Source organism: Haematomicrobium sanguinis DSM 21259 (assembly GCF_000688395.1).
GTDB lineage: Bacteria > Actinomycetota > Actinomycetes > Actinomycetales > Micrococcaceae > Haematomicrobium > Haematomicrobium sanguinis.
The window spans coordinates 20808-46210 of record NZ_JIAG01000018.1; the positions used below are offsets into that span (position 1 = coordinate 20808).

22 protein-coding genes, 1 tRNA gene and 2 pseudogenes are annotated in these 25403 nt (G+C 61.0%); 11 read left to right on the plus strand and 14 right to left on the minus strand.

Going from position 1 to position 25403, the window contains the following annotated elements:
* Positions 1 to 4 precede the first annotated feature (4 nt).
* The gene (locus O148_RS0113285) at positions 5 to 958 is read right to left on the minus strand and encodes a DUF1648 domain-containing protein (protein WP_157374643.1); all 954 of its coding nucleotides are present in this window, start codon (positions 956 to 958) and stop codon (positions 5 to 7) included.
* A gap of 108 nt (positions 959 to 1066) precedes the next feature.
* Between O148_RS0113285 and O148_RS0113290 the strand changes: the two genes are divergently transcribed.
* Positions 1067 to 1142, plus strand: a tRNA-Arg gene (locus tag O148_RS0113290).
* Positions 1143 to 1173: 31 nt separating this feature from the next.
* On the opposite strand, the gene O148_RS17840 is transcribed toward O148_RS0113290, so the two are convergent.
* From O148_RS17840 to O148_RS18280, 3 genes are all read right to left on the minus strand, one after another.
* Positions 1174 to 1311 carry a hypothetical protein gene (locus O148_RS17840; protein WP_157374644.1) on the minus strand — a complete coding sequence of 46 codons (138 nt, stop codon included), beginning with the start codon at positions 1309 to 1311 and terminating at the stop codon, positions 1174 to 1176.
* Between the two features lie 519 nt (positions 1312 to 1830).
* A complete protein-coding gene (locus O148_RS17245) occupies positions 1831 to 2142 on the minus strand; it encodes a serine integrase family protein (protein ID WP_157374645.1) in 312 nt (103 codons plus the stop codon).
* Positions 2082 to 2480 (minus strand): recombinase family protein, encoded by a 399-nt coding sequence (locus O148_RS18280; RefSeq protein WP_075204375.1) that lies wholly within the window; start codon positions 2478 to 2480, stop codon positions 2082 to 2084. The genes O148_RS17245 and O148_RS18280 overlap by 61 nt, the downstream gene beginning before the upstream one ends.
* Positions 2481 to 2784: 304 nt before the next feature.
* Here O148_RS18280 and O148_RS0113315 point away from each other — a divergent pair, with 304 nt between their 5' ends.
* From O148_RS0113315 to O148_RS0113330, 4 genes and pseudogenes are all read left to right on the plus strand, one after another.
* Positions 2785 to 2979, plus strand: a complete 195-nt coding sequence (locus O148_RS0113315; protein WP_026531316.1) for a hypothetical protein — start codon at positions 2785 to 2787, stop codon at positions 2977 to 2979.
* Positions 2980 to 3559: 580 nt separating this feature from the next.
* A pseudogene (locus tag O148_RS18135) lies at positions 3560 to 4123 on the plus strand (putative immunity protein); the annotation flags it as partial.
* Positions 4124 to 4417: 294 nt separating this feature from the next.
* Complete coding sequence (locus O148_RS16680) at positions 4418 to 5356, plus strand: HamA C-terminal domain-containing protein (RefSeq protein ID WP_051620222.1); 939 nt, start codon at positions 4418 to 4420, stop codon at positions 5354 to 5356.
* Positions 5356 to 7971, plus strand: a complete 2616-nt coding sequence (locus O148_RS0113330) for a DEAD/DEAH box helicase (protein WP_026531317.1) — start codon at positions 5356 to 5358, stop codon at positions 7969 to 7971. The genes O148_RS16680 and O148_RS0113330 overlap by 1 nt, the downstream gene beginning before the upstream one ends.
* A 333-nt stretch (positions 7972 to 8304) precedes the next feature.
* Here the strand turns inward: O148_RS0113330 and O148_RS16685 are convergent, their stop codons facing one another.
* The 5 genes from O148_RS16685 to O148_RS0113355 are packed head-to-tail and all read right to left on the minus strand — an operon-like array spanning position 8305 to position 12362.
* A complete protein-coding gene (locus O148_RS16685; protein WP_084157317.1) occupies positions 8305 to 9009 on the minus strand; it encodes a signal peptidase I in 705 nt (234 codons plus the stop codon).
* The gene (locus O148_RS0113340) at positions 9002 to 9754 is read right to left on the minus strand and encodes an LPXTG cell wall anchor domain-containing protein (RefSeq protein WP_026531318.1); all 753 of its coding nucleotides are present in this window, start codon (positions 9752 to 9754) and stop codon (positions 9002 to 9004) included. The genes O148_RS16685 and O148_RS0113340 overlap by 8 nt, the downstream gene beginning before the upstream one ends.
* Before the next feature lie 4 nt (positions 9755 to 9758).
* Positions 9759 to 11120 (minus strand): RICIN domain-containing protein, encoded by a 1362-nt coding sequence (locus tag O148_RS0113345; protein WP_035746219.1) that lies wholly within the window; start codon positions 11118 to 11120, stop codon positions 9759 to 9761.
* A 1-nt stretch (position 11121) separates the two neighbouring features.
* Positions 11122 to 11721: a TasA family protein gene (locus tag O148_RS0113350; protein ID WP_026531320.1), complete on the minus strand. Its 600-nt coding sequence runs from the start codon at positions 11719 to 11721 to the stop codon at positions 11122 to 11124.
* A 41-nt stretch (positions 11722 to 11762) separates the two neighbouring features.
* Positions 11763 to 12362 carry an alternate-type signal peptide domain-containing protein gene (locus O148_RS0113355; RefSeq protein WP_026531321.1) on the minus strand — a complete coding sequence of 200 codons (600 nt, stop codon included), beginning with the start codon at positions 12360 to 12362 and terminating at the stop codon, positions 11763 to 11765.
* 251 nt (positions 12363 to 12613) lie between these two features.
* On the opposite strand from O148_RS0113355, the gene O148_RS0113360 reads away from it, so the two are divergent.
* From O148_RS0113360 to O148_RS0113370, 3 genes are all read left to right on the plus strand, one after another.
* Entirely contained in the window at positions 12614 to 14482 is a 1869-nt protein-coding gene (locus O148_RS0113360; protein WP_026531322.1) for a gamma-glutamyltransferase family protein, read from the plus strand.
* 72 nt (positions 14483 to 14554) lie between these two features.
* A complete protein-coding gene (locus O148_RS0113365) occupies positions 14555 to 15139 on the plus strand; it encodes a DnaJ family domain-containing protein (RefSeq protein WP_026531323.1) in 585 nt (194 codons plus the stop codon).
* 114 nt (positions 15140 to 15253) lie between these two features.
* Positions 15254 to 15520, plus strand: a complete 267-nt coding sequence (locus O148_RS0113370) for a GlsB/YeaQ/YmgE family stress response membrane protein (protein ID WP_026531324.1) — start codon at positions 15254 to 15256, stop codon at positions 15518 to 15520.
* A 61-nt stretch (positions 15521 to 15581) separates the two neighbouring features.
* Here the strand turns inward: O148_RS0113370 and O148_RS17255 are convergent, their stop codons facing one another.
* The gene (locus O148_RS17255) at positions 15582 to 16259 is read right to left on the minus strand and encodes a DJ-1/PfpI family protein (protein WP_051620223.1); all 678 of its coding nucleotides are present in this window, start codon (positions 16257 to 16259) and stop codon (positions 15582 to 15584) included.
* Positions 16260 to 16343: 84 nt separating this feature from the next.
* Here O148_RS17255 and O148_RS0113380 point away from each other — a divergent pair, with 84 nt between their 5' ends.
* Positions 16344 to 17324: a helix-turn-helix transcriptional regulator gene (locus O148_RS0113380; RefSeq protein WP_026531325.1), complete on the plus strand. Its 981-nt coding sequence runs from the start codon at positions 16344 to 16346 to the stop codon at positions 17322 to 17324.
* A gap of 12 nt (positions 17325 to 17336) precedes the next feature.
* Positions 17337 to 21389 (plus strand): DUF3418 domain-containing protein, encoded by a 4053-nt coding sequence (locus tag O148_RS0113385; protein WP_026531326.1) that lies wholly within the window; start codon positions 17337 to 17339, stop codon positions 21387 to 21389.
* Positions 21390 to 21473: 84 nt separating this feature from the next.
* Here O148_RS0113385 and O148_RS17845 read toward each other — a convergent pair whose 3' ends face one another.
* From O148_RS17845 to O148_RS0113405, 4 genes are all read right to left on the minus strand, one after another.
* Entirely contained in the window at positions 21474 to 22061 is a 588-nt protein-coding gene (locus O148_RS17845; protein ID WP_026531327.1) for a hypothetical protein, read from the minus strand.
* A 542-nt stretch (positions 22062 to 22603) separates the two neighbouring features.
* Positions 22604 to 23041, minus strand: a complete 438-nt coding sequence (locus tag O148_RS0113395) for an HIT family protein (RefSeq protein ID WP_026531328.1) — start codon at positions 23039 to 23041, stop codon at positions 22604 to 22606.
* Positions 23042 to 23043: 2 nt separating this feature from the next.
* Entirely contained in the window at positions 23044 to 24099 is a 1056-nt protein-coding gene (locus O148_RS16695) for an NAD(P)-dependent alcohol dehydrogenase (protein ID WP_035746234.1), read from the minus strand.
* A 73-nt stretch (positions 24100 to 24172) separates the two neighbouring features.
* The gene (locus tag O148_RS0113405) at positions 24173 to 25003 is read right to left on the minus strand and encodes a sulfurtransferase (protein WP_026531329.1); all 831 of its coding nucleotides are present in this window, start codon (positions 25001 to 25003) and stop codon (positions 24173 to 24175) included.
* Between the two features lie 165 nt (positions 25004 to 25168).
* Between O148_RS0113405 and O148_RS17850 the strand changes: the two are divergent.
* Positions 25169 to 25403: pseudogene (locus tag O148_RS17850) on the plus strand (hypothetical protein); the annotation flags it as partial.

Genomic DNA, 25403 nt, shown 5'->3' on the forward strand with positions numbered 1-25403 from the left:
CTCCTTAGGCGGGGGTGTTGTCCTGTTTGGCAAGCTCTGAGCGCAGGGCGCTCTCGGCTCCCCACGGATCGGCGAGGTTAACCGCAAAGCGTTTATCGCCGTCGTAAGTCACCACCAGGCCGGGGCCGGACCCGGAAATGAAAGCCGAACGCCCCGGAAGGACCCGGTAACCCCAGCCGCCCCACTGCATCGGGTCAAGCCGCTCGGCGGTCACGGCGCTAATGCTGCGCAACGGGATGCGCTTGAGGTACCGGCCGGAGCCCTGGCGCCGAAGCCCAAAGCTCGCCGGGGTGACGACCGCCTCCAGCTTCGCGAAGGACAGCATCAACACGATCACGCCTATCAGGATGGGAAGGGCGCTCAGCAAAACCCAGTTCTGGAAGGCGAGCGCGAGCGAGAGCATGAGGACCGCGGGAATAGTCACGATGAGGAGCACGACCTTGAGAATTCCGGTGAATGTGAGGTCTTCGCGCCAGAGCGGTGACGCTTCGGCGGCGCGGTCTTGGGCGCTGACTCGGGGCCGGAGCGGCAACCAAAGCGCGAGGAGCGGTAGCGCGCCGTAATAGAGGGCCACCGAAAATGCAAGGAACCCCCAACCGGTATCGCCATTGCTCTGTGCGGCCAGGGCGGACATGAGGAAGGTACTCGCGCTGACCGCGGCCACGGAGGCGCCGATGCCCGCCATCCACGCGCCAATCAGATGCCTTTTCGGCGCGAGCGCGACACCCACGAGCCCCGCGAGAGTGGCAATGCTGGCGACAACCAAGGTGCCCGTGACTACGCCGTCACGGTCGCTGAAGCCGTCGGCCTCACCGCTTGGACCCCAGTGCGTGGGAAGCGATTCGGGGAGGCCCGGCCCAAGGGTTGCTTGGAGGAAAAGCAATAGGAGCACCGGTGCCAGGACCAGTAGAGCTGCTAGCGGGATGAGCACTAATGCCGCAGGTCGGGTTCTCGTCATCGGGGACCTCCTGTTTTCTGCCGGCGGTTCGTGTCTGACCACGCGGACTGCTAAGCTTTTATCCGTTGTTCACGAGCCTATACGAAGTGCTCGGCCGAACAATGGTTGGCCCTTGTAGCTCAGTGGATAGAGCGTCTGCCTCCGGAGCAGAAGGTCGTAGGTTCGAATCCTGTCAAGGGCACCACAGAGGTCTTACTAGAACGAGAGACCTCGTTCTAAGCTAGTGTGTCCGCGATCGCGGTGAAGGGTTCGGCGACGCGGATGGTGGCTCGGTCGTCCTCGCTGATTTCGATGCCTTTCGTGAGTGCCTGGTTTGCGAGGCGCTTGCCCTGGACGTCGGTTCGCGCATTCATGGTCGCGAAGTCGATTATAATTTGCGTTGCGGCGGTGAGGTGACGCCGGTTGCCTTCGCTACCCTCACGCTCTCGGGTGAGACAACGGTCGATGTCGTAAAGTCCTGCGCCGATGCGATCCTGTGTCGTTTGAGGCTGGTTATGTCGATGGCGTCGGCGAAGTGCGCTGCGAGCCGCTCGTCGAACGCGACCACTACGGGCACTGCTCTGCGGATGCAGTTCTTGCGTTTGGTGACGCGCCCTGCGCAGACGCAGTATACGTATCGGATACCCTGGCCGTTGGTTGGGAAATCGAGCTGCATTCGTGATCCGCAAGAACGGCAGAACAACGACACTTTGAGGTACTGATCGTGGATGCGACGCCGTTTCGATGTAAGCTTCCTCGAGCACTGGCGACGTTGCACTCGCTCCAAGGTGTCGAGGTAGAGCAACGGTTCATGCGTGCCAGAATACTCGACGCCTTTTGTAGCGGACGACGTTGACGAAGTAGGGGTTGCGGAGCATGGCGAAGTACCCGGGTCAGGCGACAGGCTTCGGCGGTCGACTCGGGTTCGGCAAAGTCCGCAACCCCCGAGGAGAGACCTCATCAAGCAGCTCGATGACGGTGTGGTCGCCGTTGGCGTATTGCTCGAACATCCAACGGATCATCGGCCCACGCTCTGGATCGATCTCCACGGTGCGGTACTCCCGCCCGCGCTCGTCACGTCTGCGGACGTTGAGGTAGCCAATGGGTGCACGTTTAGGAGTGCCTCGGGACGTGGCCTTTTGCGTCAGCCCCTTAACCACCTCGGTAGCGAGATTCTTTGAATAGAACTCTGCAATCGATAACATGATCCCCTGAAGCAGCATGCCGGATGGATCTCGGCGATGTTTTCGGTAGCAGACACGAGGGGGACTCCGGCGTCGAGGCCGTTGTGTGCGAGCCGATCGACTTTGTGGACGACGCAATACGTCACCTGATGGGAGGCGATGTAGTCGAGCATCCGTTTCAGGTCGGGGCGGTCGGCGGATCGGGCCGATTCCCCGGTGTCGACGAACTCCGCCACGATCCGCGCGCCGAATTCTTCGGCTTTGCGCGCGTTTGCTCGACGCTGGGTAGGGATAGAGATTCCATCGTCCCGTCCGCCCGTGGAGGCATGCTCCCTGGTCGACAATCGCTGATACGGCACCGTAGTGAAAGCAGCGGCTTTCGTCGCAGCTAGCTAGCATTGTCGACATTAGGGCCGTAATTGTCGTGTCCTTCCTCGTCCGCACTCAGGTTGGTGTGGTCGTGCTGCTCTTAGTGATGGAGTTGATCGGCGAGGTGCAGGACGAGCGCGACGAGTCTCTTCATGTCAGGTTCTGCCCGCAGGCGTCGTGTAGCCGTGATGTCGCAAACTGCATTGGTGACGTGGGAGAAGGACTTCGAGGAGAGGTCGCACCCATGCGCCGCAATCCTCGCAATCGCAATACGCATGGTCAGAGCGCCCGCAGATGTGCCCGTCGGTCAGCGACTCGTCCGCGCTGATCAGTTGGCACTTCCTCGCGCGCGGCGCCGACCTGTCTGGCGACGGTAACGCTGTCGTCGAGCGCGGCGTGGAACCCGTTGATTTTTTCATCGGTGAGTTGGATGGCGAGCTGGTGGAGGTCCAAGCGTTGCAGCCATTCCGTGAGTTCACCCCGAAGTGAAGACGAACGCGCATGTCGGGAACGCCCAGCCGGGACAGCAGACGGGGATGGGTTTGCGGATCTTCGTCCGCTACGCCCGCTGCTCCGCCTTCGCCCGGGCCCCTGCGCGGGTCGATGCGGCTCGGAGCCGCTAGCACCGGGCATGCCTTCTGCTCCGTTGCGGATAGGGACGAGTGCTGGGGCGACGGGTCCGCCTGACTCGTTACGGTCCAGTTCGGCTCGCGCTCTCGCGGAGTTCGTCTGGCATGGCGATGACCGCATCGACCTTTGCGAGGTACCCGATCTTGACGAACGTCCGTTAGGAGACCCAGCCGGAAACCATTGCGACAGCTTATTCGCGAGCTGCACCGATTGCTCTTAAGGTGGTAGAAAGCTTCCGTCACTATCGCTGTTCGAGTTGCGCGCGCTGGTGAACAAAGTCTCTTCTGTCTGCCGCTTCGCTTACTCCGCCTTCAACTCCCGACACACCTCGGCACCCTCCATCGGGCCAGCGGCCTATGCAGCTCGTTCTTGTCATACTCCGCGTGCAACTGCCCGACCCAATCGTAGACTCGTCGCGTTGTGAGCAACGGGTTGCGCTGAACGAGTGCCGCCGCTGTTCGAGGCCAAAGCGCCCGAGGACAATCAAATTAGGGATCGCATCGCACGCGCCCGCGCCTGCGGGCGCAACAAACTCGATGCCGATGGCGAGATCAAGCGGTGGTTGGTTCTCGGACACGCCGCTCAGTCGGTGAAGTCTCCGTTGGTGGCGGCGGCTGCCCGAGCTGTGGGTCTGGCATCGGCGGTCGCCCACATGGTCGCCCATGTGTTGGGTGCGGCCACGTACGCAGCGAAGACCGCTTCCCTCGCGGCAGTTGATCAGAAGACCGCACCGCACGACGAGGCTTGCTGGCAGATCGACCAATTCACGCCAGACCTTCGTGCGGCTCTGGCGAGGCTGCCCATGCTCGGAGAGAACTCATCCGGGCCATTGGGCAGTGGACACTTGGCTTCAGGAGTGCTCGCCGAGGCGATCCGAGAGATCCCACCGGAACTGTCTTGCAGATCCTCTCAGACCGATCCGTCGGAGCCCAAAACCTCGAGCTGCAAGTGGCGATGCTCCTCAGGACGAGCTCTGAGAACGACCCCGACTCAGGATGAGTAACATATTCGTGGACGTCTTCTGAACGACGTGTGAAGGCGGGTGCTTGCTCCTAGGGCCCGCCTGTTAGGGCCAATCACGGTTGGAAAACCGGTCAAGAGATGAAGGACATGATCGAGTTTGAGCCCTCAGGTCGGTTCCTCGAAGATCCGCGAATTTTCGGCCCTTGAATTCTCGCGAATCTCACACGTTCCTCTCGGAAGTCCGCGACTAGACCCATGCGTGTCGCGGGTCTTGCGCCAATTCGAGCATGGATAATGTTCCCTAGAGATCGATTTAGGCGAAGGGGCGATACGGATGACCCACGACGAGAGTCACCTGCAGGTTTCCCTAAAGAATACCGAGCAGTTCCTCGCGCTCTTTCACCCGCCGTTGCTCGACCGGCACAAAGTTGCACCGAAAGTCGATCTCTCGCTCTTCATTCTCAAGATCGACGGCGGCGAGTTTGACTATGACAACCTCTATAAACAGCTTGGGAATGCTTCGTACGCGTACGTCCTCTCACGAGGGAAATTCGCTGGTCTCGCGCAGGGCAACGTACACGAACTCACGAAGGCAGTTCAAGAGAGTTTCCGCACCGCCGACATCAACGACGGCGAGGGAGGCGAACTCCTGCTCTACTGCTTCCTGGAGTCCCATCTCCGTGCGCCCAAACTGTTGTCGAAGATGGAACTCAAGACTGACAAAAACGACTATGTGAAAGGCGCAGACGGTCTCCATCTCCTACAAGTCCAACCAGGCGAATTCCACCTGATCTACGGCGAATCGAAGATGATCGCGGACTCTACGGAGCGCGGGTCCAGCTTTCGGAAAGCTATCGCAGACGCAATCAAGTCCGTGGCAACGCTCCGAAAAACCGGTTTCTCGAACGAGGTAAACCTCGTCGACTCTAACCTCATGAAGGAAGCGTTTTCAGGGGCCGAGCTCGATTTCTTGAAATCGATTTTGGTACCGACTCGAAATGGTCACACCAGGGAATCTGCGTTTGGCCTCCTTCTCGGGTTTGAGATCGATACGAGCGACTGGCCGCTCATCGAGATGACTGCTAAACAGTTTTCCGAACGCGTTCACGCCGAAGTGAAGCAGATGGTCGAAGCGCGCTTCGATTACATCAAGGACCAACTCATTAATGCCGGCCTCGAAGGTTACCACTTCTATGTCTGGGCGGTCCCGTTCATCAAGAACGGAGCGACGAACATCGACTCGGTTCGCAAATTGATTGTGAGGTACATCTAGTGGCCCTCGCGCAGGAGCTCGTGGCCGACGTGTGGGCGAGTGACTATTTTCTTGAACTGCTGGATCTGTTAGAACGAGAGGTCGCGCAGGCATTCGTGCGGCAACCGCCCCCTGAGGGATTGTCCCAAGCAGAGGTCAACGATCTATTGCGATTCGCAGATCTGCTTTCTTTCAGCGACGCTGCCGAAGATCGGAACATGGCCTATCGAATTGTCGCACAGGTTTCGCAGCTTCACACAATAGACTTTGAACTGCGTGCTTACGGAACGGCGATCCTCTCCAAGCTCGGGAACTTTCCGGGGCTCGATCACCTCCGGGAACTTTGCGGCGGGCTGCCGGTACTACCCATCGAGCGCGAGGTTGAGCGCCAAGCGAAACTCCATACGCAACGCACGTCGGACGGCAACCTCGTGTTCACCGATGCGCAATACGAGATCCGCCGTGCACTGGCAACACCCGGCTTCTTTAGTTTCTCGGGACCAACCTCGATCGGTAAGTCGTTCATACTGAAGGATTACATCAAGAGCTTGCTCGCGAAAGATGAGCTTGCTGGCAGCGCGATTGTCGTGCTTGTGCCGACCCGAGCACTTATCACTCAGCTCGTTGACGATTTCCGAAGAGAAATTACCGACTCCCGCGTCCACGTCGGGGCGTTCCCACAGACGAGCCCGCTACTTCAGCGTCAATTCGACCGATCGGTACTCGTGCTGACCCCTGAGCGCTTGATCCGCTACCTTTCAAGTGGCAGACTGCCAGTGCGCTACCTCTTCGTCGACGAGGCGCAGAAAATTGCCGCAGTGAAGGACGAGCGTAGCTCGCTGTATTACCACGCGATTTACGAAACGACTCGCCGGTACGCAACGCAACTGGTATTCGCCTCTCCGAACATCCCCAATCCAGGCATCTTCCTCGAGATCTTTGGACATCTGGGGGAGCAGAGTCTGTCGGTACAAGACCGGACTGTGTCTCAGAACCGGTACTACGTCAACCCGCATACTCAACGGGCATCTTATTTCAAAGCGAGCTTATCTGGCGGTCCGCTCGAGGAGCACGAGCTCGAGCATCAACTTCCTGGAACCGTGAACGGCCTTCTGGCGACGCTCGGCGCCCGGGCCGCCAACCTGGTGTACTGCAACAGCACGGGTGCCACAGTCGAACTCGCGCGCGCTTTTGCGTTGAGCCGTCCGCTTGTCACACTCACGCCGACGCTCGAATCACTGATCGAGTTCGCATCGACTTCCGTGCACGTAGATTACTACTTGATCACTTGCCTGCGGCACGGCGTCGCTTTTCACCACGGACGTATGCCTTACGAGGTGCGAGCGCGCATCGAAGCGATTTTCCTCGATGGCTCAGGCCCGCTGGACTTCATCTTCTGCACGTCAACATTGCTGGAAGGGGTGAACCTCCCTGCGAAGAATATTTTCGTTCTCACCGAGAAACATGGAAGTGCACCTTTTGAACAGGTCGACTTCGAGAACCTGGTGGGTCGCGCGGGCAGGCTCACGCGCGAGTTCTCCGGCAACGTGATTTGCGTTCCCATCAACGAGTCTAGCTGGACTGACAAGACACTTATGACCACAACAATGGCATCGGAAGCGGTCAGCTTTCTCGTGGATAAGAACAAACGCCGCACTAGCGAATTCAACAACATCGGGCGAGTGCTCGCTGGGGAAGAAATCACAAGTGGGTTCACGGTCGGGGCGCGCTCGAACTTCGCCACCTTCGGTTCGTTGATTTTCCTGCACCATCTCGAAAATAACGGGTCACCCTTAGTCACGAAGTTCCTCGAGAAGAACCGGAGCGGCGAAGAACTGCTGGCAGCAGTCGTAGCTTCAACTCGCGTTCCCGCGGCAGTGGTCCGGACGTCACCGTCGATCAAGCTGAAATATCAACAGCGTGCACTGGAATACATCGAGACTTACTGTGAACGCTCGCAGTTCTTTCCTGACAGTGAGCAGATTGAGATCCAGCCCATGCTGAGGCTCCTTTACGACCTGTATAACTGGGAGAAAGAAGAATCAGGCGGAAGAAATCCACTCATCCCGCCCGGCTTGATCCGGGCGGGATACGGCACCTCGCAGCTGAACTACTGGGCGATGGTTGCAAACCACTGGATCAAAGCTGAGCCGCTGAGTCGCATCATTAACTATTCAATCCATTTCCATCAGAACCGTGGCTACATTTGGTTCAAGCTGAATGGGAGAGTAACGAGAGAGGACTTCGTCCGTTCGCCTCGCCACATAAACATCATCATTGAGCAGGTGATGACCGATATCGAGAACGGTCTCCGGCACAAGATCTTCCGCTACCTTCAAAATTTCTTTGACTTGAGTCGCCACGTCCTGGGCGATGCAGCAGCCCCAAACTGGGCGGAACTCATCGAGTACGGCACGACCGATCGGCGCTCGGTGTCTTTGCAAAACTCGGGTTTCTCACGCTCGGCCGCGAAGCTGATCATTGATGAGTACATCGGGTTAGTTTCTTTCAACGCGCGACACGAACTCGTTGAAATCGACATCGACGCCCTCCACAAGGTACTGCCCGAAGGCAACGAGATCACTGATGAGATCCGCGCTGTCATCGTTGGATTCGCCGAGCCGACGAGTCCTTAGTCGCGGTTACTCGGATGCATGCGTCGCACCAGCATGTGCTTGCCATGCAGAAGAGCAGATCTCGTGTGCCGCCAAACAGCTCTGCGATGCTTACCGAAGCGCTCGGCGATTGAGCAGACACTCTCACTATTCGCATTCGCCGTTCTCACCGCGTCCACTTCCTCCGGTACTAGGCGGTCTGCTCGGCTCCTTGAAGGCCTTAAAGCCCTGCTCTCGCTACGCCACTCGGTTGTCGGAGCCGACCAGCCTCGCCTAATCCCACACGGCTTCCAGCCACTCGAACCGAAGCAGTTCGTTCGGCTGCAGCCCTGTCAAGGGCACCAATTACTAGCTTTAGGCCTTTTCCGCCGATTCTTTGGCCGCCTTTTGGCGTTTCTCGCGTAACCCGGAAAATATCATCCAGGCCGCGTAGATAAACAATGCGCCGACCACTACCGGAATTATCCAGGCGCGGGCATCGCCGGTAAACGCATTGGACACCCACCCCACAAATGGGATCGAGTACCAGAGTTTGCCTTGAACTTGGACTTCTTGAACCGGATTCGGATCGGGTTTGGGGTTATTGTCGCCCTTGGTGATCAACGCCGCGCTACCGTCGGCCAGGGTGAGCTTTTGCTGCACGCGGTGCGTCACGAGGGTCGGCTCACCGGATTTGAGCTGATACGTAATCACATCCCCAGCCGCAAGAGTTTTAGGGTCCTGGGGCTTCACGACAATCAATGTGCCCGCCGGAAGCGCGGGCTCCATCGAAGAAGTCATGACGGTCAGTGCCCGCGAGCCGGTCGCGGCAGGAACAATAATCGCCATCGCGCCCACCGCGATCACCAGGAGCAAGAGGCCGGAAATGAGCCCCGCCGCCACGGCGCGCAGCACCGGATGGCCGGTCTTCTCAGGGCTCTGAGCCCGGTCCGGATTGGAGTTTGCGGCAGCCTCGCTGGGTGCGTCACGATTTTGGTCGGATGGCGCGGACCGTTCTTCGGACTCACGCATTTCCCGCATTTGTCGGCGGGTGAGATTTGGGGGGTGCTCCTCAGCCACGAGTTTCCTTTCGGCGTCGTGATTTCAGAATAAGGCTTATTCCCCCCATGGTGAGCAGGACACCGAAAAGAATAAATAAAGAAACCTGGGTGCCGGTAATGGGCAAATCCCCGCCCGGATCGGTGGGCGTCGGTGACGGGGAGCCGCTCGGCTCCGGTGCCGGGCTTTCACTGGGGGTTGCCGGCCCCACCTGCGCAAGATCCGCAGTCAAGCGAAACGAAAACGACTCGCCTTGCCCCGCATCGCCTGCATCGCCCAGCGCGTTGCCAAGATTGCGGTTGACCCGCAGGTTCACGTCAATGCGCACCACCTCGCCAGCCTCTAACACCCAATCATCGGCCAGCGTCGTCTTGGGGCCACCGGCCATCGCCTGCGCAAAGGTCATCGAGCGATCTTCCCGCTCCGGCATGGAAAAGGTCAGCGTCGACGCCTCGGCAAGTCTCGACCCTTGCACCCCCATCGCGACAAGCGCTAGCGACAGCCGCGCACGCTCAGGACTGGCGTTCTTCACCCAGATCGAATCGGTCCCGTTGTCCCCAGGCACCACGTACCCGAACTTTTCAAAAAGTGGAATGTCCCCGGCCGCCGAAAAATTCTCGCCATCATGGGAGACCTGAAGGTAGTTATCGACGTCATCCGCGTTGGCTTGAGCGGGCATCGCACCCGCCAGCGCAATCGCCAAGGCAAGAAGCACGACGGCGATCACCCCACCAAAGCGCGCGGCGACATTTTGGCTACTCGTCATCGCATTACCCGAAACCTACACCTGCGGTATTGCCCGTCGAGGACTTGGTAAATGTCATGGTGTGGATGAGGTTGCCCGCACCATCGGTGATTCTGAGATTGTAGGTTCCATTTGCCATGAGCGAAGTGCTGAAGGTGAAGGAGAACGGATTCGAACTCGAAATGACACCACGTTGCGCCCACGCCCCGCCGCCGGAGGGCTGAGACTCGAGTTTGAAGTTGGAGGGAATCATTCCGGAGGCGGCCCCGCTGATCGTGATGGAGCCTGCGGTGGGGCTGGAGAAGGAAATGGGCAATCTGCTCAACGTCACGGCGACGCCCACGGTGGCCGAGTTGCAGTCCACGGGCGCGACGGCCGTTCCGTCTTGCGAACTCTTGAGTACCAGACACTTGCCGGTCGCTGCGTTGACGAATTGGTACGCAGAACTGGGCCGCGCTTGCACATACCAGCGTTGAGATTGGTCGTTGGCGTTGGGTGTCACTAGCGACTGCATCCCGTTGGTGTACACACCCAGATTCATGCTGGGGACGTGCAACGGCTGAATGGTGACAAGGTTTCCCGAGGCATCAATGGGTGTGAGCTGCCAGGTCTGGTTTCGGTTGCCGGAGCAACTCCACGAGATCGCATTCGATCCGGCAGCGGTTCCGGTGCCGGACACGTCGAGACAGATTCCGCTATTTGCCAGCGATCGGAGAATGTACCAGCGCGATTTGGTCGGATCCTGCCAGTTCGTGGCCAGCTGGAAGATTGCTTGTGTGCTCAGAGTCGCGCTCGCGGTGGCCGTCTTTGGCGACCAGCCGGACGTAGCAAGGGTCCCTGTGATAGTCCCAGTCACCGAAGAGTTTCCCGACGCCGTTGCAATGGTGTTGCGTCCGTTGTAGGGATCCACGACTGTTCGCACGCAATACGTGACCGTCGCTCCCGCGGCAACCCCGGTCACGGTGGGTGCCGTCGCCGAACCCCACGTGCCCGTCGTTGCGCCCGAGGGGACGGTCGTGGATGCGGTGCACGCGGCCGCATTCGCCACTTGCCATATTTGCACCGGGAACCCGGACGCGCTTCCCGTACCGCTGAGGGTCGCAGAGACATCGCCGGGGGCGCCGTTAGATGACGGGTTTGTGACGGTGAATGAGCCCGTTTGCGTCAAACTCGTATGCGTGTTGATGAAGAGGTCATTCAGGTCCGCGTTTGCCGCCACCTGGACCGTCACCGCAGTGGTCGTGACATTACCTGTGCCCTGAACGCTCGAGGTCCAATAGGCCCATGCGAATCCGCCGCCGAAGATGAGGCAAAAGGCGAGGATACCGGCAACAAATGCCGCGCGGTGGCGACGGAACACGCTTGCCGGCGTGGGGGCAGGACTCATATCAGCCTGCCTTCTGCGCGCCATTGACCGTCAGGTTAAAGGAGAATTGCTGTCCGCTTTGCTCGACGGGTGTTCCGGGGGCAAGAGAAAGTTCAAGGCAAAAGAAACCGGTTGTCCCCTTGTTCAACGAGCCGAGGTTGGCGTTGGTATAGGTGGCCAATGGACCTTGTTGCCCCAATAGTCCGGGCTGACACGCCGCGGCGGATGCCACCGGAGTGACCCGGATGCGGGTGTTTGCCACCAGAGCCTGCGCCGAGGTGTTCGTCGCAGCCGCGCTGAGGTTCACGTTGACGTCCCCAGTGTTCGTGATAACAAACGACTTCGCCTGCGCACGAGCGGGAGTGATGGTGAAATTGCCGAGATTGGCGGCCTGCGCATTGTTGATGAGCAGTTGAAGGTTGCCCGAGTTAATCGTGCCGCCATTCATGGTCGCCTTATCGTTGAGCAATGCATAGGTGCCGCCGGCCGCCGCAATTCCGATGAGAGTGGAAGCCGCAAGCAAGGCGGTAGCGGTCGCCAAGGAACGCAGGCGGCGCACGTGGCGCCCCCTGCGTTCGGCAATGCGACGAGAGCGCCGGGACTCCGGCGCCAAGCTACTCATCTAATCCGCTTCCTCAAACGCGATCTAGGAAAGACCTCGCGTTACGGTGTGGTGGTGTCGTCGACTTGAGTCACGCCCACGGCAAAATCAGACAATGACACGGAACCCAACTTGGCGACGTTGTCCATGGGATCGGCGTCCCCTGCGGTGCCGAAAGGCCAATCAAGTGTGACCGAAATTTGGACCGGATAGGTTGCGGAGGTGTTGCTCTCGTGTTTGATGGTGCTGGTCGCTCCCGGCTGCCCATCGATCGAGAACGCCGCGCTTTGCGCCAAGCGCTGCGAGAGTTTCACATCATTTTCGTCGGCAGGATCGCTTGGCGCGATGCTACCGCTGGTGATGTCTGCCTTGAAGGCCAAGTTCTGGCCCTGTGCGGTGATGTTGTAATTTCCGGCGTACACCAGCTGATCGCCGGGAACGATGCGCACGGCGGTAATGTCCGGCACGGCCACAAGTTCGCCGGAGGTGTGCTTGATTTGCCAGGTCGGTGTCGAGGTTTGAGTGAGTTGCAGATTACCGGCCTGGATCGTGGAGCCCGCCATATTGACCGAATCGTTCCAGTAGGCCAGCGTGGTGCCGCCGCCGAGGAGAAGAGCAACGCCGACTCCGGCAGCAATGGTGCCCTTAGTGAGCTTCTTCATGAGGTGTCCCATTTCTTGGTGTGAGGGGTGGGGGAAAACTGGAGGGAAGTCATAGACGCTCCCCACTCGATGAGTCTCAACGTGCTTGAGACGCGGATGTGTCGCACTAAAAGCGGCCGTCCTGATCAAGAAACACAACTTCGTGAATACCTACCAGTAACAAGCCGCCTCAAGTTAAGTGGACTCCCCAGATGATCGCGGTGTCAAGATGGAAAAGATCGCAACCTGCTAACGATGTGAGGAAAACCAAGATGGTCGCCCAGCATGAACCAGAGTTCACCACTCGCCCCACCCTCCGCGGCACCTTCGGAGCCGTGTCATCCACGCATTACTTAGCAACGGCGAGCGCGCAGGCCGTGTTGGAGCGCGGCGGCAACGCCTTTGACGCGGCAGTGGCCGGTGGATTTGTTCTGCACGTGGTGGAGCCGCACTTAAATGGCCCGGGCGGAGACCTCGTGGGCATCTTCAGCACCGCCGAGGCCCCTGGTCGCCCGCGTGTCCTTGCCGGACAGGGACCGGCGCCACAGGGCGCCACGATGGAGCACTACCGCAGCGAGGGGCTCGAGCTGGTTCCCGGTTCCGGTGCACTTGCCGCCGCAGTGCCGGCTGCCGTCGACGCATGGCTGCTGTTGTTGCGCGACCACGGAACCTGGGACCTCCCCTCGGTATTGGAGTATGCGATCGGGTATGCCGAGAACGGCCACCCCCTTGTCCCGCAGGCCGCCAAGACAATTGATGCGATGGCAGACACCTTCCGCGAACACTGGCCGAGTTCGGCCGAACAATGGCTGGTGAACGGCCACGCCCCGGAACCCTACTTGCTCGTGCGGAATTCAGAGTATGCGGCGGTGCTGCGCCGACTCGCGGACACCGCGGCCAACGCGACGAACGCGACGAACGCGACGGCGGCCGCCGGAGAAGACGGCAGAGTCCAGGGCATCGAGGCCGCTCGGCGCGAGTGGAACAGCGGTTTTGTCGCTCAAACCATCGTGGACTTCCAGGCCACCCCGCACTTCCACTCCGACGGCGCGGCCCATGCCGGCGTCCTCACCCTGGACGACTTTGCGGACACCGGCGCGCGGTATGAAGAGCCTCAGACCCTGAACTTTCACGGCTATACGATTGCCAAATCCGGCCCGTTCGGCCAGGGACCGGTAATGCTGCAGACCCTCAAAATTTTGGAACAGTTTCCCTCGGAGCACATCGATCCCGCCACGGCACACGGCGTTCACACCATCTTGGAAGCCATGAAGCTCGCATTCGCCGATCGGGACGCCTACTACGGCGACAATGCCACCACGCCCCTCGACACCCTCCTCAGCGATGACTACGCCACACAACGCGCGGCCCTCATCACCGAGAGCGCATCGGAGGAGTTCCGCCCCGGCACACTCCCCGGCACACTCACGGAGCACGGCCCCGCATTCACTCCCCCGCTGCGCACCGAATACACCGCGCCGGAGAACGGGAGCCACGGCGAGCCCACGGTTGAGAAGCCCACACACAACACCAGCAAGCCCTCGGGCCGCACCCGCGGCGACACCTGCCACATCGACGTCACCGACCGGCACGGCAACATCATTGCCGTCACTCCCTCCGGCGGCTGGCTCCAGTCCAACCCGAGCATCCCGAACCTCGGCTTCCCCCTCGGCACCCGTCTGCAAATGACGTGGCTGGAACCCAGCGGCAATTCCAGTCTCGAGCCGGGCAAGCGCCCGCGCACCACCTTGACGCCAACGATCGTGCTCAAGGACGGACACCCCGTCATGGCTCTTGGCAGCCCGGGAGGAGACCAGCAAGATCAGTGGCAAATTGTCTTTCTCATCAGAACCTTGGTTTTCGGCATGTCGCCTCAGGCCGCCATTGACGCACCGACCTTCCATTCCACCGCCGTAGTGAGCTCATTCTGGCCGCGCACCTGGGAACCACGCGGGGCCGTCGTCGAGGACCGCCTCGGCGACGAGCTCATCAGCGACCTTGAATCCCGTGGCCATACCGTTCACCGCGCCGGCGACTGGGCTTTGGGCCGATTGTGCGTCGTGGGCATGGACCGCGATCGACGCGAAGTCTTCGCCGCCGCGAATCCGCGCGGCATGCAGGGCTACGCGATCGCTCGCTAGCCCTTTCGTAAAAGTTCTACGCACCGTAGAATTTAACGGACATTCGCGCAACACCCGCACCGAGGAGCAACAATGTCACCGCACTCCGCACCCGATCGCGATCCTCTTCTCGCCGCACGCCGTTACCAGGCGGAGCAGAGCGCCGAAGCAGGTGGAGAGAACATCCCGGAAGGCGCGCAAGGTCGAATAAACCCGACCACAGACATTGCGAAATTGGCCAACACCAGCATCGACCAGGCCATCGCGCGCGGCGCCTTCGACAATTTGGCCTATTCCGGAAAACCGCTCCCCAAAAACGTCACCAGCAATGATCCAGACTGGTGGGTCAAGGGATTGATGGAGCGTGAACAGATCACCGGGACCGGTCCGGCGGCCCTCCAGTTGCGCGTTGAAGACAAAAACCTGCCAACCACTCTGGACGCGCTCGGCTCCGAAACGCAGGTCCGCGAGCATCTCGACGACTTCAACGCCCGGGTTAAGGAGGCAAAACTGCAGTTGATGGGCGGGCCGCCGGTGTTGACCGACCCCAAAGACATCGACGCCGAAGTGCAGGCATGGAAAGAACGACGGCGCGTGCCCGCCTCCCAGCCATCGCCTCCTTTAGCGCAACCCAAGGCGCGCAAAAAGAATTGGTGGCAACGCCGTCGTACATCATGAGGCTCCCACAATGCCCGCCAATCCGACTCGAAAAAGTCATTCCCAGCATTTACCCATGTGAGCGGTAATATTTAGTTGTCCTGAAGTTGTCTACATCTATGTAAGGAGATCACGATGGGTTTTCTAGGTTGGATCATTTTGGGCTTGATCGTCGGCGCAATTGTGAAGGCAATCATGCCCGGGAAAGTTCAAGGCGGTTGGGTAACTAGCCTTATTCTCGGCGTTGTGGGGGCAATCGTCGGCGGTTGGATTGGCGACCTTCTCTTCGGAGGCGGAAAGATGGAATTCTGGAACATCGGTTCCTGGATTCTCGCCATTGTTGGTGGTTTGGTTGTCGCTGGAGTCTACGGCGCGATCACGGGCCGCAAGTCCAACGCCTAAACGTCACACATGGTGGCGGCGGGGAGTTTTCTCCCCGCCGCCACTGTCGTTTAAGCCGGGATTACTCCTGCTCAAGCCAATTGCCGTCCGCGTCCATGTAGCCCGCCTTCTGAAACAGCCGCATCATGGCGGATTGATCATAGTCGTCCCAATAGGCCGCCCAGTCCTCGGCCAAGTCCGCGCTGAGCGCGCCAGAGAGCAGGAGCAAGGACTTGGCGAGCGGAATCGCGCCGTTGGAGCTGGCGGTCACCAGTGTGCCGTCCACCGCCACCGGGTTCGCCTGGAACGTCGCTTCTCCGTCATAACCGGGCTTGGTTTTTAGCCCGTCGAGATGATTGCCTGTGTGTTCGCGGCCATTCAAGATCCCCTTGTCCGCCAGCGCGTCCACGGCACCGCAAATCGCGCCGACCGGTGCGCCGCGGCTCAAGAGGCCGGGAACCTGGTCGAGTACGGCGTCACCCTCAAGGCCCTTCCACCAGCCTTCGCCGCCGGAAAGAATGAGGCCGTCCACGCCCTCCCAGTCGACCTCGTCCACGCTTTTGTCCGGCGTGACACGCATGCCTCCGATGGTGGCGAGCGGTTTGCCGTCCACACTGACATAGGTGAGGTTGACGGGCTGGGTGGTGAAGTCCCCGTTGGCCAGTTCCGCGACGGCCATCCCGATCTCCCAGTCGGCCATCTGTTGCGGCAGATAAGCGATGAAGTTTTTCTTCGGTGTTTCTTGCTGCGTCTCGGTCATGCTGCTGACGCTACTCGCAGCCCGCGGGGCCAGTCGAGGTCAATCCGGACAGCATCAGTCCGCAATCGCGATTAGGCTGTGCACATGATAGAAACTTCGGCGCGATTGCTCCAGGCGCTCTCGCTCCTGCAGCTCAAACGCGAATGGACCGGGCCAATGCTTGCCGAGCGGATGGGTGTGACCGAGCGGACGGTGCGGCGCGATATTGAGAAGCTGCGATCGCTGGGCTACCCGATCAACGCCTCCCCCGGTGTGGCCGGGGGCTATCAGCTCGGTTCCGGTGCCCAATTGCCGCCGCTCTTGCTCGATGATGATGAAGCCCTGGCCGTGGCGCTCGGGCTGAGCTCGGTCACCGCAAGCCCGGTGTCCGGCGTTGGCGAAGCGGCGATCAGGGCGCTGACCAAACTGGAACAGGTCCTCCCGTCGAGGCTGCGGCCTAAGTTCGCCTCCCTGCGTGCGGCAGTGCAGCGCACGCGCGGCCCGGTGACCCCGGTCAACCCGGAAGTGCTGACCTCCCTGTCCACCGCCATTTCCGAGCGCCGCGCGGTGGGTTTCCGGTACTCCCGGGCGGATGGCGAGTCGGCCCGGCGACTGGTGGAACCCTATGGTCTGGTCGATACCGGTCTGCGCTGGTATCTGGTCGCTTGGGATCAGGTGCGGGTGGATTGGCGCATTTTCCGCGCCGACCGATTCGAGTCCGTCCCGCACCACCGGGAGCGGTTCACGCCCCGGACGCCGCCGGCCAAGGACCTCTCACTGTATGTGTCCGAAAGTGTCACCGGATCGCCCTACCGGCATATCGCCGTCGTACGTTTTTTGGCGCCCGCGAACCGGGTGGTGGAACGCTTCCCCCAGCACTTTGCCACCATTGAGGAGGGCACGGATGGGGCCACCTGCACGGTGCGCGCGGGGTTCGATTCGCTTCCCTATATCCTCGGGATGCTCGTGAGTGTGAATGAGGATTTTGAGATTGTGGAACCCGCGCCGTTGCGCGACTATGCGCGTGCGGTGTCCGCGCGCCTTTCGCAGGGCGCGAAATCGCGTGAGGCGGCCCGCGGCACATAGAATAGTTGAATTGTGCCAATCACCGTGACCTACCCGCCGAACCTTCCCGTCTCCGCGCGCCGCGAGGAGATCATGGAGGCGATTCGGGATAACCAGGTTGTGGTGGTTGCCGGGGAAACGGGCTCCGGGAAGACCACCCAGATCCCAAAAATGCTTTTGGAGATGGGCCTCGGCGAGCGCGGCCTCATTGGGCACACGCAACCGCGCAGGCTCGCCGCGCGCTCGGTCGCCGAACGCATTGCCACGGAACTGGGCACAAAACTCGGCGACGTGGTGGGTTACCAGGTGCGCTTCACCGCGGACGTGTCCAAGGCGACGCGCATCAAGCTCATGACGGACGGCATCCTGCTTGCCGAAATCGCCGACGATCCGCTCTTGAAACGCTACAGCGCCATCATCATCGACGAGGCGCACGAGCGCAGCCTCAACATCGACTTTCTGCTCGGCTATCTGGCGCGCATTTTGCCCCAGCGCCCGGATCTGAAGCTCGTGATCACCTCGGCGACGATTGATACCGCGCGCTTTGCCGAGCACTTTGCGCGCGCGGCGGACGGTGATGGGGCCGAGCCCCGGCCAGCGCCCATCATTGAAGTCTCGGGCCGCACCTACCCCGTGGAAATCCGCTACCGCCCGCTCGCCCTACCCCGCGAGGTGGACACCGACAACCCGGACCAGGACCCGCTCGAGGAGGAGCGCGACCCGACCGACGCGATCGAAGACGCCATCCGCGAACTCGCGAAAGAGGCCCCCGGGGACATCCTCATCTTCCTCTCCGGCGAGCGCGAAATCCGCGACACCGCGGACGCCGTGCGCGCCCTCATCGAGCGGGATCGTTCTCTCGCGCACACCGAGGTGCTCAGTTTGTACGGGCGGCTCTCGCTGTCCGAACAGCAACGCGTCTTCGGGTCGCGGCCGCCGGGGATCCGTCGCCGCATAGTGCTCGCGACCAACGTCGCAGAAACCTCGCTCACGGTGCCCGGCATCAAGTACGTGATCGACCCGGGCACCGCCCGCATTTCCCGCTACTCGCACCGCACCAAGGTGCAACGCCTCCCCATTGAGCGCGTCAGTCAAGCCTCGGCCAACCAGCGTTCCGGCCGCGCCGGGCGCACCTCGGACGGCATCGCCATCCGCCTCTACTCCGAAGAGGACTTCACCTCCCGGCGTGAATTCACCGAGCCGGAAATCCTGCGTACCTCGCTCGCCTCGGTCATCCTGAACATGATGGCCATGGGCATTGCGCGCACCCCCGCCGACATTGCCGATTTCCCCTTCATCGAGCCGCCTGACGCGAAAGCGGTCAATGACGGGGTCACCTTGTTGCGCGAGCTGGGTGCGCTCGCCACCGCACGCAACAACGCTGCACAGAAGAACGACGGCGATGCACGCCAAGGTGCCGGAGCCTCCCGAGCCGGTGGTCGCCAGGGCGCCGGTTCCACGCCGTCGCGGTGTGGCAAGCGTGCCCCGGGTTTGAGCGCGATCGGCCAGAAAATGGCGGCGCTGCCGCTCGATCCGCGGTTGGCGCGCATGATGGTGGAAGCTGGACGCCGCGATGTAGTGAAGGAGGTCATGGTCTTGGCCGCGGCGCTCACCATCCAAGACCCCCGGGAACTTCCCAGTCCGGAGCGGCCCAAGGATCGGGCTCGCGCCCAGGAACTGCACAAGCGGTTCGCCGACGAGAAGTCCGATTTCTCCTCTTATTTGCTGCTGTATCGGTACCTGGAAGAAAAGCAGAAGGAGCTCTCCGGAAATCAGTTCCGCAAGCTCTGCCAACGCGAATTCATTAACTATTTGCGCGTGCGCGAGTGGCAAGACCTGATTGCCCAGTTACGTCAATTGGCGAAACCCGTCGGTGTCACGGTGAAGCCAGGCCCGATTGACCCTGCCGGACGCGAAGACGCGATTCACCAGAGCTTGCTCTCCGGTTTGCTGTCCAATATCGGCAGCTTCGACCAGCGCACCCGGGAATACTTGGGCGCGCGTGGCACCCGGTTTGTGATCTTCCCGGGCTCGGGTCTGTTCAAGAAGAACCCCGAATGGGTCATGGCGGCCGAGCTCGTGGAAACGAGCCGGTTATGGGCGCGCACCGTCGCGGTGTTTAAACCCGAATGGGCCGAGGAGATCGCCCCGCACCTCGTCAAACGCAGCATTTCCGAGCCGCACTGGTCCTCCAAAATGGGGGCGGCGATGGCCTACGAAAAGGTCACGCTCTTCGGTGTGCCGATCATCGCTCAACGCCGTATCCAGTTCTCCCGCGTGGACCCGGTTGCCGCACGCGAACTGTTCATTCAGCACGCTTTGGTCGAGGGTGACTGGCGCACCCACCACCGGTTCTTCCACCGCAACCGCAAGCGCCTGGCCGAGGTCGAAGAATTGCAAACCCGCATGCGCCGCAACGACCTCATGGTCGATGACGCAACACTGTTCGATTTCTACGACCAGCGCATCGGCAAGGAGGTCACGAGCGAGCGGCACTTTGATAAGTGGTGGAAACACGCCCGGCACTCGACCCCCGATCTGCTTGATTTCGACCCCGAGTTGCTGCTCAACGAACGTGCCGAGGATCTGGACGAGGAATCTTTTCCGACCACCTGGCACGTCGGCGACATGGACCTATCGCTGGACTACGAGTTTTCCGCGGACCGCATGAATCCGGCTGACTCAGACGGGGTCACCGTGAAAGTGCCGATCCTGTTCCTGAACCAGCTCGACCCGGCCCCGTTCCGGTGGCAGATCCCCGGTCTCCGTGAAGAACTCGTGTCGGCTCTTATCCGCTCGCTTCCCAAGCCGGTGCGCAAGAACGTGGTGCCGGCACCCGAGGTTGCGCGCCTCGTGCTGCCGATGTTGGCGCAGGATTTTACCGAATATGTTGACGATTTCGAGACGTCTCTCGAGTTGGCTCTCCGCCGGCTGCGCGGACACGTGATTCCGGCCGGGTCCTGGAATTGGGAGCAGGTCCCGGTGCACCTCAAACCACACTTTCGCGTCCTGGATGAGCGCGGAAATACGCTCGGCGAGGGCCAAGACTTGGCGCGTCTGCAAGAAGAGTTGACCCCGGCGTTGCGCCGCGCGATTGCTGCGAGTGTCGGTGCGACCCCCAAGACTCGGCCCTCTGGTGCCCGGAATGCCACGGTGAGCCGGGGTGCCGAGGTCGGGGACACGCCGTCGGGCATCAGAACCCGAGCCCAAGGTAAGCCGGGGCTGGAACGCACGGGGCTGACAACGTGGCCGGAACCCGATCTGCCGCGCGAGGTGTCGCGGCAGGTGCAGGGCCGCACGGTGAGAGGGTATCCGGCGCTCGTGGATGCCGGCGAGAGCGTCAATGTGCGGATTTTTGATAGCGCGGACGCGCAGGCGCAGTTTATGCGCCGCGGTGTGATGCGGCTGTTGGCGCTATCGGTGCCCAGCCCCGCGCGGTACGTGTCCGAGCATCTGAGCAACACCGAGAAGCTGGTGTTTACGCAGAATCCGCACGGGAGCGTGGACGCGCTCATTGCGGATTCCACGCTCGCCGCGATCGACTCGTTGCTACCCGAAGCGCTCCCCTTTACGCGCGCGGAATTTGACGCCGTTCGCGAGAATGTCCGGGCAGAATTGGTGGACCGGACGTTTCTGGTGGTGTCGCTGGTGGCGAGGATTCTGGGGCTGGCCGTGCAGGTACAGAAGGCGCTGGATGAATCGCCGGCGCCGGTGTTGGAGAGCGCGTATCAGGACATGCGCTCGCAACTGGGGTTGCTGGTGAAGACCGGGTTCGTGGCTGCGACCGGGTACGCGCAGCTCGCGCAGCTGCCGCGCTATCTGGAGGCGATGGTGCGCCGTTTGGACAAACTGCCGACCGGGTATGTTCGCGATGGGGAGAGCATGCGCGTGGTGCAGGAGTTGGAAGACGAATATGACGATGCGATTGCATCCCTGCGGGCCGGGGCGCTCATTCCCAGCGCGTTACGGGCCGTGCGGTGGATGTTAGAAGAGTTGCGCGTGTCCTTCTTCGCGCAAGAACTCGGGACCGCGTACACCGTCTCGGCGAAACGCGTCCGGGCGGCGTTGCACAAAGCCCTCCGCTAGCCCTCCCGCCGTTAGACTCTTATGCACGTAATCTCACCAGCATTACGTGCAAAAGAGTCTAACGGCGGCTGTGCTCCCAGCTCGTCACGGCTTCCACCCCTGCTTCATCAGAGCGGAGCGCACCTTTCCCACCGCGATTTCCGGGTACCTCATGTCTAGTTTGGTGATCTTTACCTGCAACCATCCCGCTGCATGAACGGCGTAATCGCGACGTGCGTCGAGGTGTTGCTGTTCGGGAGTCAGGTGGTGGGCGCCCTCATATTCAACGCAGACCTTGAATTCATGGTTAGACAAGTCTGGCCAGCAAATGGGGGCGCCGGTCTCGTCCATTATGGGGACGTTTACGTGGAAGAGCGGTAGCCCGCTGTCCTCCAAGGCAAGTCGAAGCCGTGTCTCTGGCGGCGAGTCAGCGCGCTCCACCGCCCGTGAGAGTGCAAGTCGCAATTTTTTGACGCCTGGATAACCCGACTTCGTGGCGACATATGCTTCCAGTTCGGCTCGAGAGACCTTCGCCGTTTTGATAAACCGCGGACCGCGTTCTCCGTGACTCATTACGTGATCGAGGACGATGACCAGCTCAACCGGCCGTAACCAGGTAGCGAGGTCGAGAAGCGTTCTGGGGATCGAGGTTGCCGCAATGTCTGAGACCCTCACAATTTCGTCTTGGGACACGTCGCGGGAATACCCCAGTACACCCCGCCGCCGCGGTGAGTGGCTACCTCGCGGGCGGGTCACATGCAATGCGTACCACGGCGCGTACCGTAGCAGACGGCCGTGGCTGCGCGTGGACTTGATGGGGAACTTGTGAGGGATGGGCAAGCCGTGGAGGCGGGCGGCGCTCAGATGGCTCGCCACTGCGCCGGGAGTTTCGTTTAGCACGGCGAGGAGCCGCTCGAAATATGCTTCATCTTCGCCAGGTGTCTCCACCTTGACAAGACGTATTCCCCGGCTCAACGTGCTGACCGAGGCGCGTTTTAGCTCGCCTCGCGTTATCCCGAGAGCTTTCGCGTCCTTCACGCGGAAAGCTCGCCGCGGAAGGTCGTTCGGAAACGGTCGAGGAGTACGTGCCATGAAGGCATTCAAGCTCATTTTCGACGCGCTCGCAGAAGTTATCCACAGGCGAGAGGGGGCGTCCGGCGACAGCGTGACGCCGTTAGACTCTTCTGCACGTAATGTGGGTGAAATTAGGTGCAGAAGAGTCTAACGGCGACTTGCTACAGGGGGCCGGGGCCGGGGACGTTGTCCGCGAAACCGGCCGCGCGCAACCCTTCGCGGAGCCGCTCGGCGTTCTCGTCTAGGCGGGCCTGGTCTGGGTTGTTGTCCACCTTGTCGAAGCTGAACTCTTCCAGGCCGCGCGCGGGCCACACGTGGATGTGCAGGTGCGGGACCTCGAACCCGGCGATGATGAGCCCGGCGCGCTCGGTCTCGAAAACCTCGGTCTGCACCTTGCCAATCCGCTGCGCGACCTCGGTCAGGTGCGCCATGAGCGCCGGATCGGCGTCCGTCCACGTGTCGATTTCGGCCCGCGGGACCACCAAAGCGTGTCCGTCGGCGAGTGGCGCGATCGTCAGGAATGCGACGCAGTCATCATCCTGGTAGACAAATCTGCCGGGGATCTCGCCCTCGATGATTTTCGTGAACAGCGTGCTCATCGCTACTTTTCCTCCGTCAAATCCAGCACAAAGCGGTATTTCACATCCGAATCCATCATGCGCTGGTACGCCTGGTCGAGATAGTCTCCCTTGATGACTTCGACATCGGCGGTGATGTTGTGTTCGGCGCAAAAGTCGAGCATGTCCTGCGTCGCCGGGATGCCGCCGATCATGGAGCCAGCGTAGCTGCGCCGGCGGGGAATCATCAGCCCCGGATTGATCGGGGGCATCTCATCCTCGGGCAGTCCCAGTTGTACCAAGACGCCGTCCCGTTTCAACGTCGCCAGGTAGGGGTTCAGGTCGTGGGACGCGGCGACAGTGTCCAAAATGAGGTTGAGCGAACTCTGTGCCTCTTCCATCGCGTTCTCATCCTTGGAAATGACCACGCGGTCCGCGCCGAGTTCCTTGGCCGCGTCCACCTTGGATTCCGAGGTGGTGAAGACCGTGACGGTTGCCCCCATGGCTTTGGCGAGCTTGACGCCCATATGGCCAAGTCCGCCCAGCCCGATCACGCCGACGGCATCGCCTTTGCGCACGCCCCAGTGACGTAGCGGCGAGTAGGTGGTGATGCCCGCACACAACAGCGGGGCTGCCGCCGCTGGATCCAAGCTCTCGGGAACCGACAGCACATAGCGCTTGTCGACCACGATCGAGGTGCTGTAGCCGCCTTGAGTGATCTCGCCGTCGTGGCGCAGGTCCACACCGTTGTAGGTGCCGACCATTCCAGTGCCTTCGCAGTAGTTCTCGAATCCGTCCTGACAGCTTTCACACTCGCGGCAGGAGTCGACAATGCACCCGACGCCCACGCGGTCGCCCACGGAGAAATCGGACACGTTCTCCCCGACTTCTTGCACCGTGCCGACGATTTCATGCCCCGGAGTCATGGGGTAAGGGATCTCGCCCCATTCTCCTCGAACGGTGTGAATATCGGAGTGGCACAGCCCGCAGTAGTCGATGGAAATGTTGACATCGTCGGGCCCGGTCGCGCGGCGCTCCAAGGTGGTACGGGTGGCGCCGGTCGTGGGGGAAGTGTACGCATAGGCAATCGCTTCAGTCATGTTCTGACCGTAGTCCGCTCCGGTAGCGGTGCGCAATATGCTTCGCGCGCTAAGCCCCGCGTTCCCTTTGCCGCTATGCCCCGGTCGCTACCGGCAACTCGGGGTGGTTAGACCACTGCGACCAGGACCCCGGATACAGCGCCGCTCTCTTTCCGATAAGGTCCAGCGCGAAAATTTCGTGCGCCGCGCTGACGCCGGAGCCGCAGTACACGGCAAGTTCGGCGCCCGGATGTTCACCGAGAAATGCGAACCGATCCGCGAGCGCGCCCCGATCCAGGAACCGACCGTCCTCGTCAACATTTGCCGAGGTCGGCGCATTGAGCGCCCCCGGAATATGCCCGGCAACCGGATCCACCGGTTCGCTCTCCCCGCGATACCGTTCCGGAGCTCTCGCGTCCAAAAGAATGTTGTCCGCGGCGAACTCCAGCACGTCCTCCAATGCCAATCGCGGCATGTTCCCGGGCGAAAGCGTCACCGAGCCCAAGGAATGCGTTTCTTCCCCGGTGTCCACCTCATAGCCCTGGCCCTTCCACGCGCCCAACCCGCCGTCCAGCACGCGCACATCATCCAGACCGCCGTCCCGCAAGAGCCACCAGGCCCGGGCCGCGGCCATCGAGGACCAGTCATCATAGACCACCACGGTATCGCCCGGATGAATCCCCCAGCGCTGTGCGGCGTCCTCCAACAGCGAGGCTTCCGGTAAGGGGTGCCGCCCTTCGGCGGCCACCGGCGGCGCCGCCAACTCGGCATCCAAATCAACATATACCGCTGAGGGAATATGTCCCTTGCGGTATTCTTCGTGGCCGTTGGGTCCGCCCAACTGCCAACGGACATCCAAAATGACGGTGTGCTCACCGGAGGTCATCCGGTTCCTAAGCTCACGCACGTCAATGAGATTCTTCATGGGGTCTCCTGAAGGTCAAAGCGTCAACGACTCTGTCAACACATGCGATGTGTCAAGCAAACCACATTTTCGCCTCTGTGAAGTCTCAATACATAGTGGACAGTTAGGTCTCAATACATAGTGGACATTTGAGCGTGCTGGTTTGTGGCGGTTGAGAATGCGGGGATGACTCGTATTCCTGATCAAATTCGTCAGCTCGTTCTCTCCTGGCCGCAGAACGCCTCTCATGGTGATGTGGAAGCGTTTTGCTTGCGGCATGGAGTATCACGGTCGTGGTTTTACCGGGTCCGTGCGTTGGTGCGCGAGCAGGGTGTTCAGGACGCTGCGCTCAAGGGCTCGCGAAAGCCTCTCTCGCATCCTCGGCAGACCAGCGATTTCGTCACTAAAGCGGTCTTGCTCG

Bases quoted from the DNA above. Each gene is read 5' to 3' on its own strand.
- O148_RS0113285 (WP_157374643.1), bottom strand. From the start codon at position 958: ATGACGAGAACCCGACCTGCGGCATTAGTGCTCATCCCGCTAGCAGCT.
- O148_RS17840 (WP_157374644.1), bottom strand. From the start codon at position 1,311: ATGAATGCGCGAACCGACGTCCAGGGCAAGCGCCTCGCAAACCAGGCA.
- O148_RS17245 (WP_157374645.1), bottom strand. From the start codon at position 2,142: ATGTTATCGATTGCAGAGTTCTATTCAAAGAATCTCGCTACCGAGGTG.
- O148_RS0113315 (WP_026531316.1), top strand. From the start codon at position 2,785: ATGTGCCCGTCGGTCAGCGACTCGTCCGCGCTGATCAGTTGGCACTTC.
- O148_RS16680 (WP_051620222.1), top strand. From the start codon at position 4,418: ATGACCCACGACGAGAGTCACCTGCAGGTTTCCCTAAAGAATACCGAG.
- O148_RS0113340 (WP_026531318.1), bottom strand. From the start codon at position 9,754: ATGACGAGTAGCCAAAATGTCGCCGCGCGCTTTGGTGGGGTGATCGCC.
- O148_RS0113345 (WP_035746219.1), bottom strand. From the start codon at position 11,120: ATGAGTCCTGCCCCCACGCCGGCAAGCGTGTTCCGTCGCCACCGCGCG.
- O148_RS0113350 (WP_026531320.1), bottom strand. From the start codon at position 11,721: ATGAGTAGCTTGGCGCCGGAGTCCCGGCGCTCTCGTCGCATTGCCGAA.
- O148_RS0113355 (WP_026531321.1), bottom strand. From the start codon at position 12,362: ATGAAGAAGCTCACTAAGGGCACCATTGCTGCCGGAGTCGGCGTTGCT.
- O148_RS0113360 (WP_026531322.1), top strand. From the start codon at position 12,614: ATGGTCGCCCAGCATGAACCAGAGTTCACCACTCGCCCCACCCTCCGC.
- O148_RS0113365 (WP_026531323.1), top strand. From the start codon at position 14,555: ATGTCACCGCACTCCGCACCCGATCGCGATCCTCTTCTCGCCGCACGC.
- O148_RS0113370 (WP_026531324.1), top strand. From the start codon at position 15,254: ATGGGTTTTCTAGGTTGGATCATTTTGGGCTTGATCGTCGGCGCAATT.
- O148_RS17255 (WP_051620223.1), bottom strand. From the start codon at position 16,259: ATGACCGAGACGCAGCAAGAAACACCGAAGAAAAACTTCATCGCTTAT.
- O148_RS0113380 (WP_026531325.1), top strand. From the start codon at position 16,344: ATGATAGAAACTTCGGCGCGATTGCTCCAGGCGCTCTCGCTCCTGCAG.
- O148_RS0113395 (WP_026531328.1), bottom strand. From the start codon at position 23,041: ATGAGCACGCTGTTCACGAAAATCATCGAGGGCGAGATCCCCGGCAGA.
- O148_RS16695 (WP_035746234.1), bottom strand. From the start codon at position 24,099: ATGACTGAAGCGATTGCCTATGCGTACACTTCCCCCACGACCGGCGCC.
- O148_RS0113405 (WP_026531329.1), bottom strand. From the start codon at position 25,003: ATGAAGAATCTCATTGACGTGCGTGAGCTTAGGAACCGGATGACCTCC.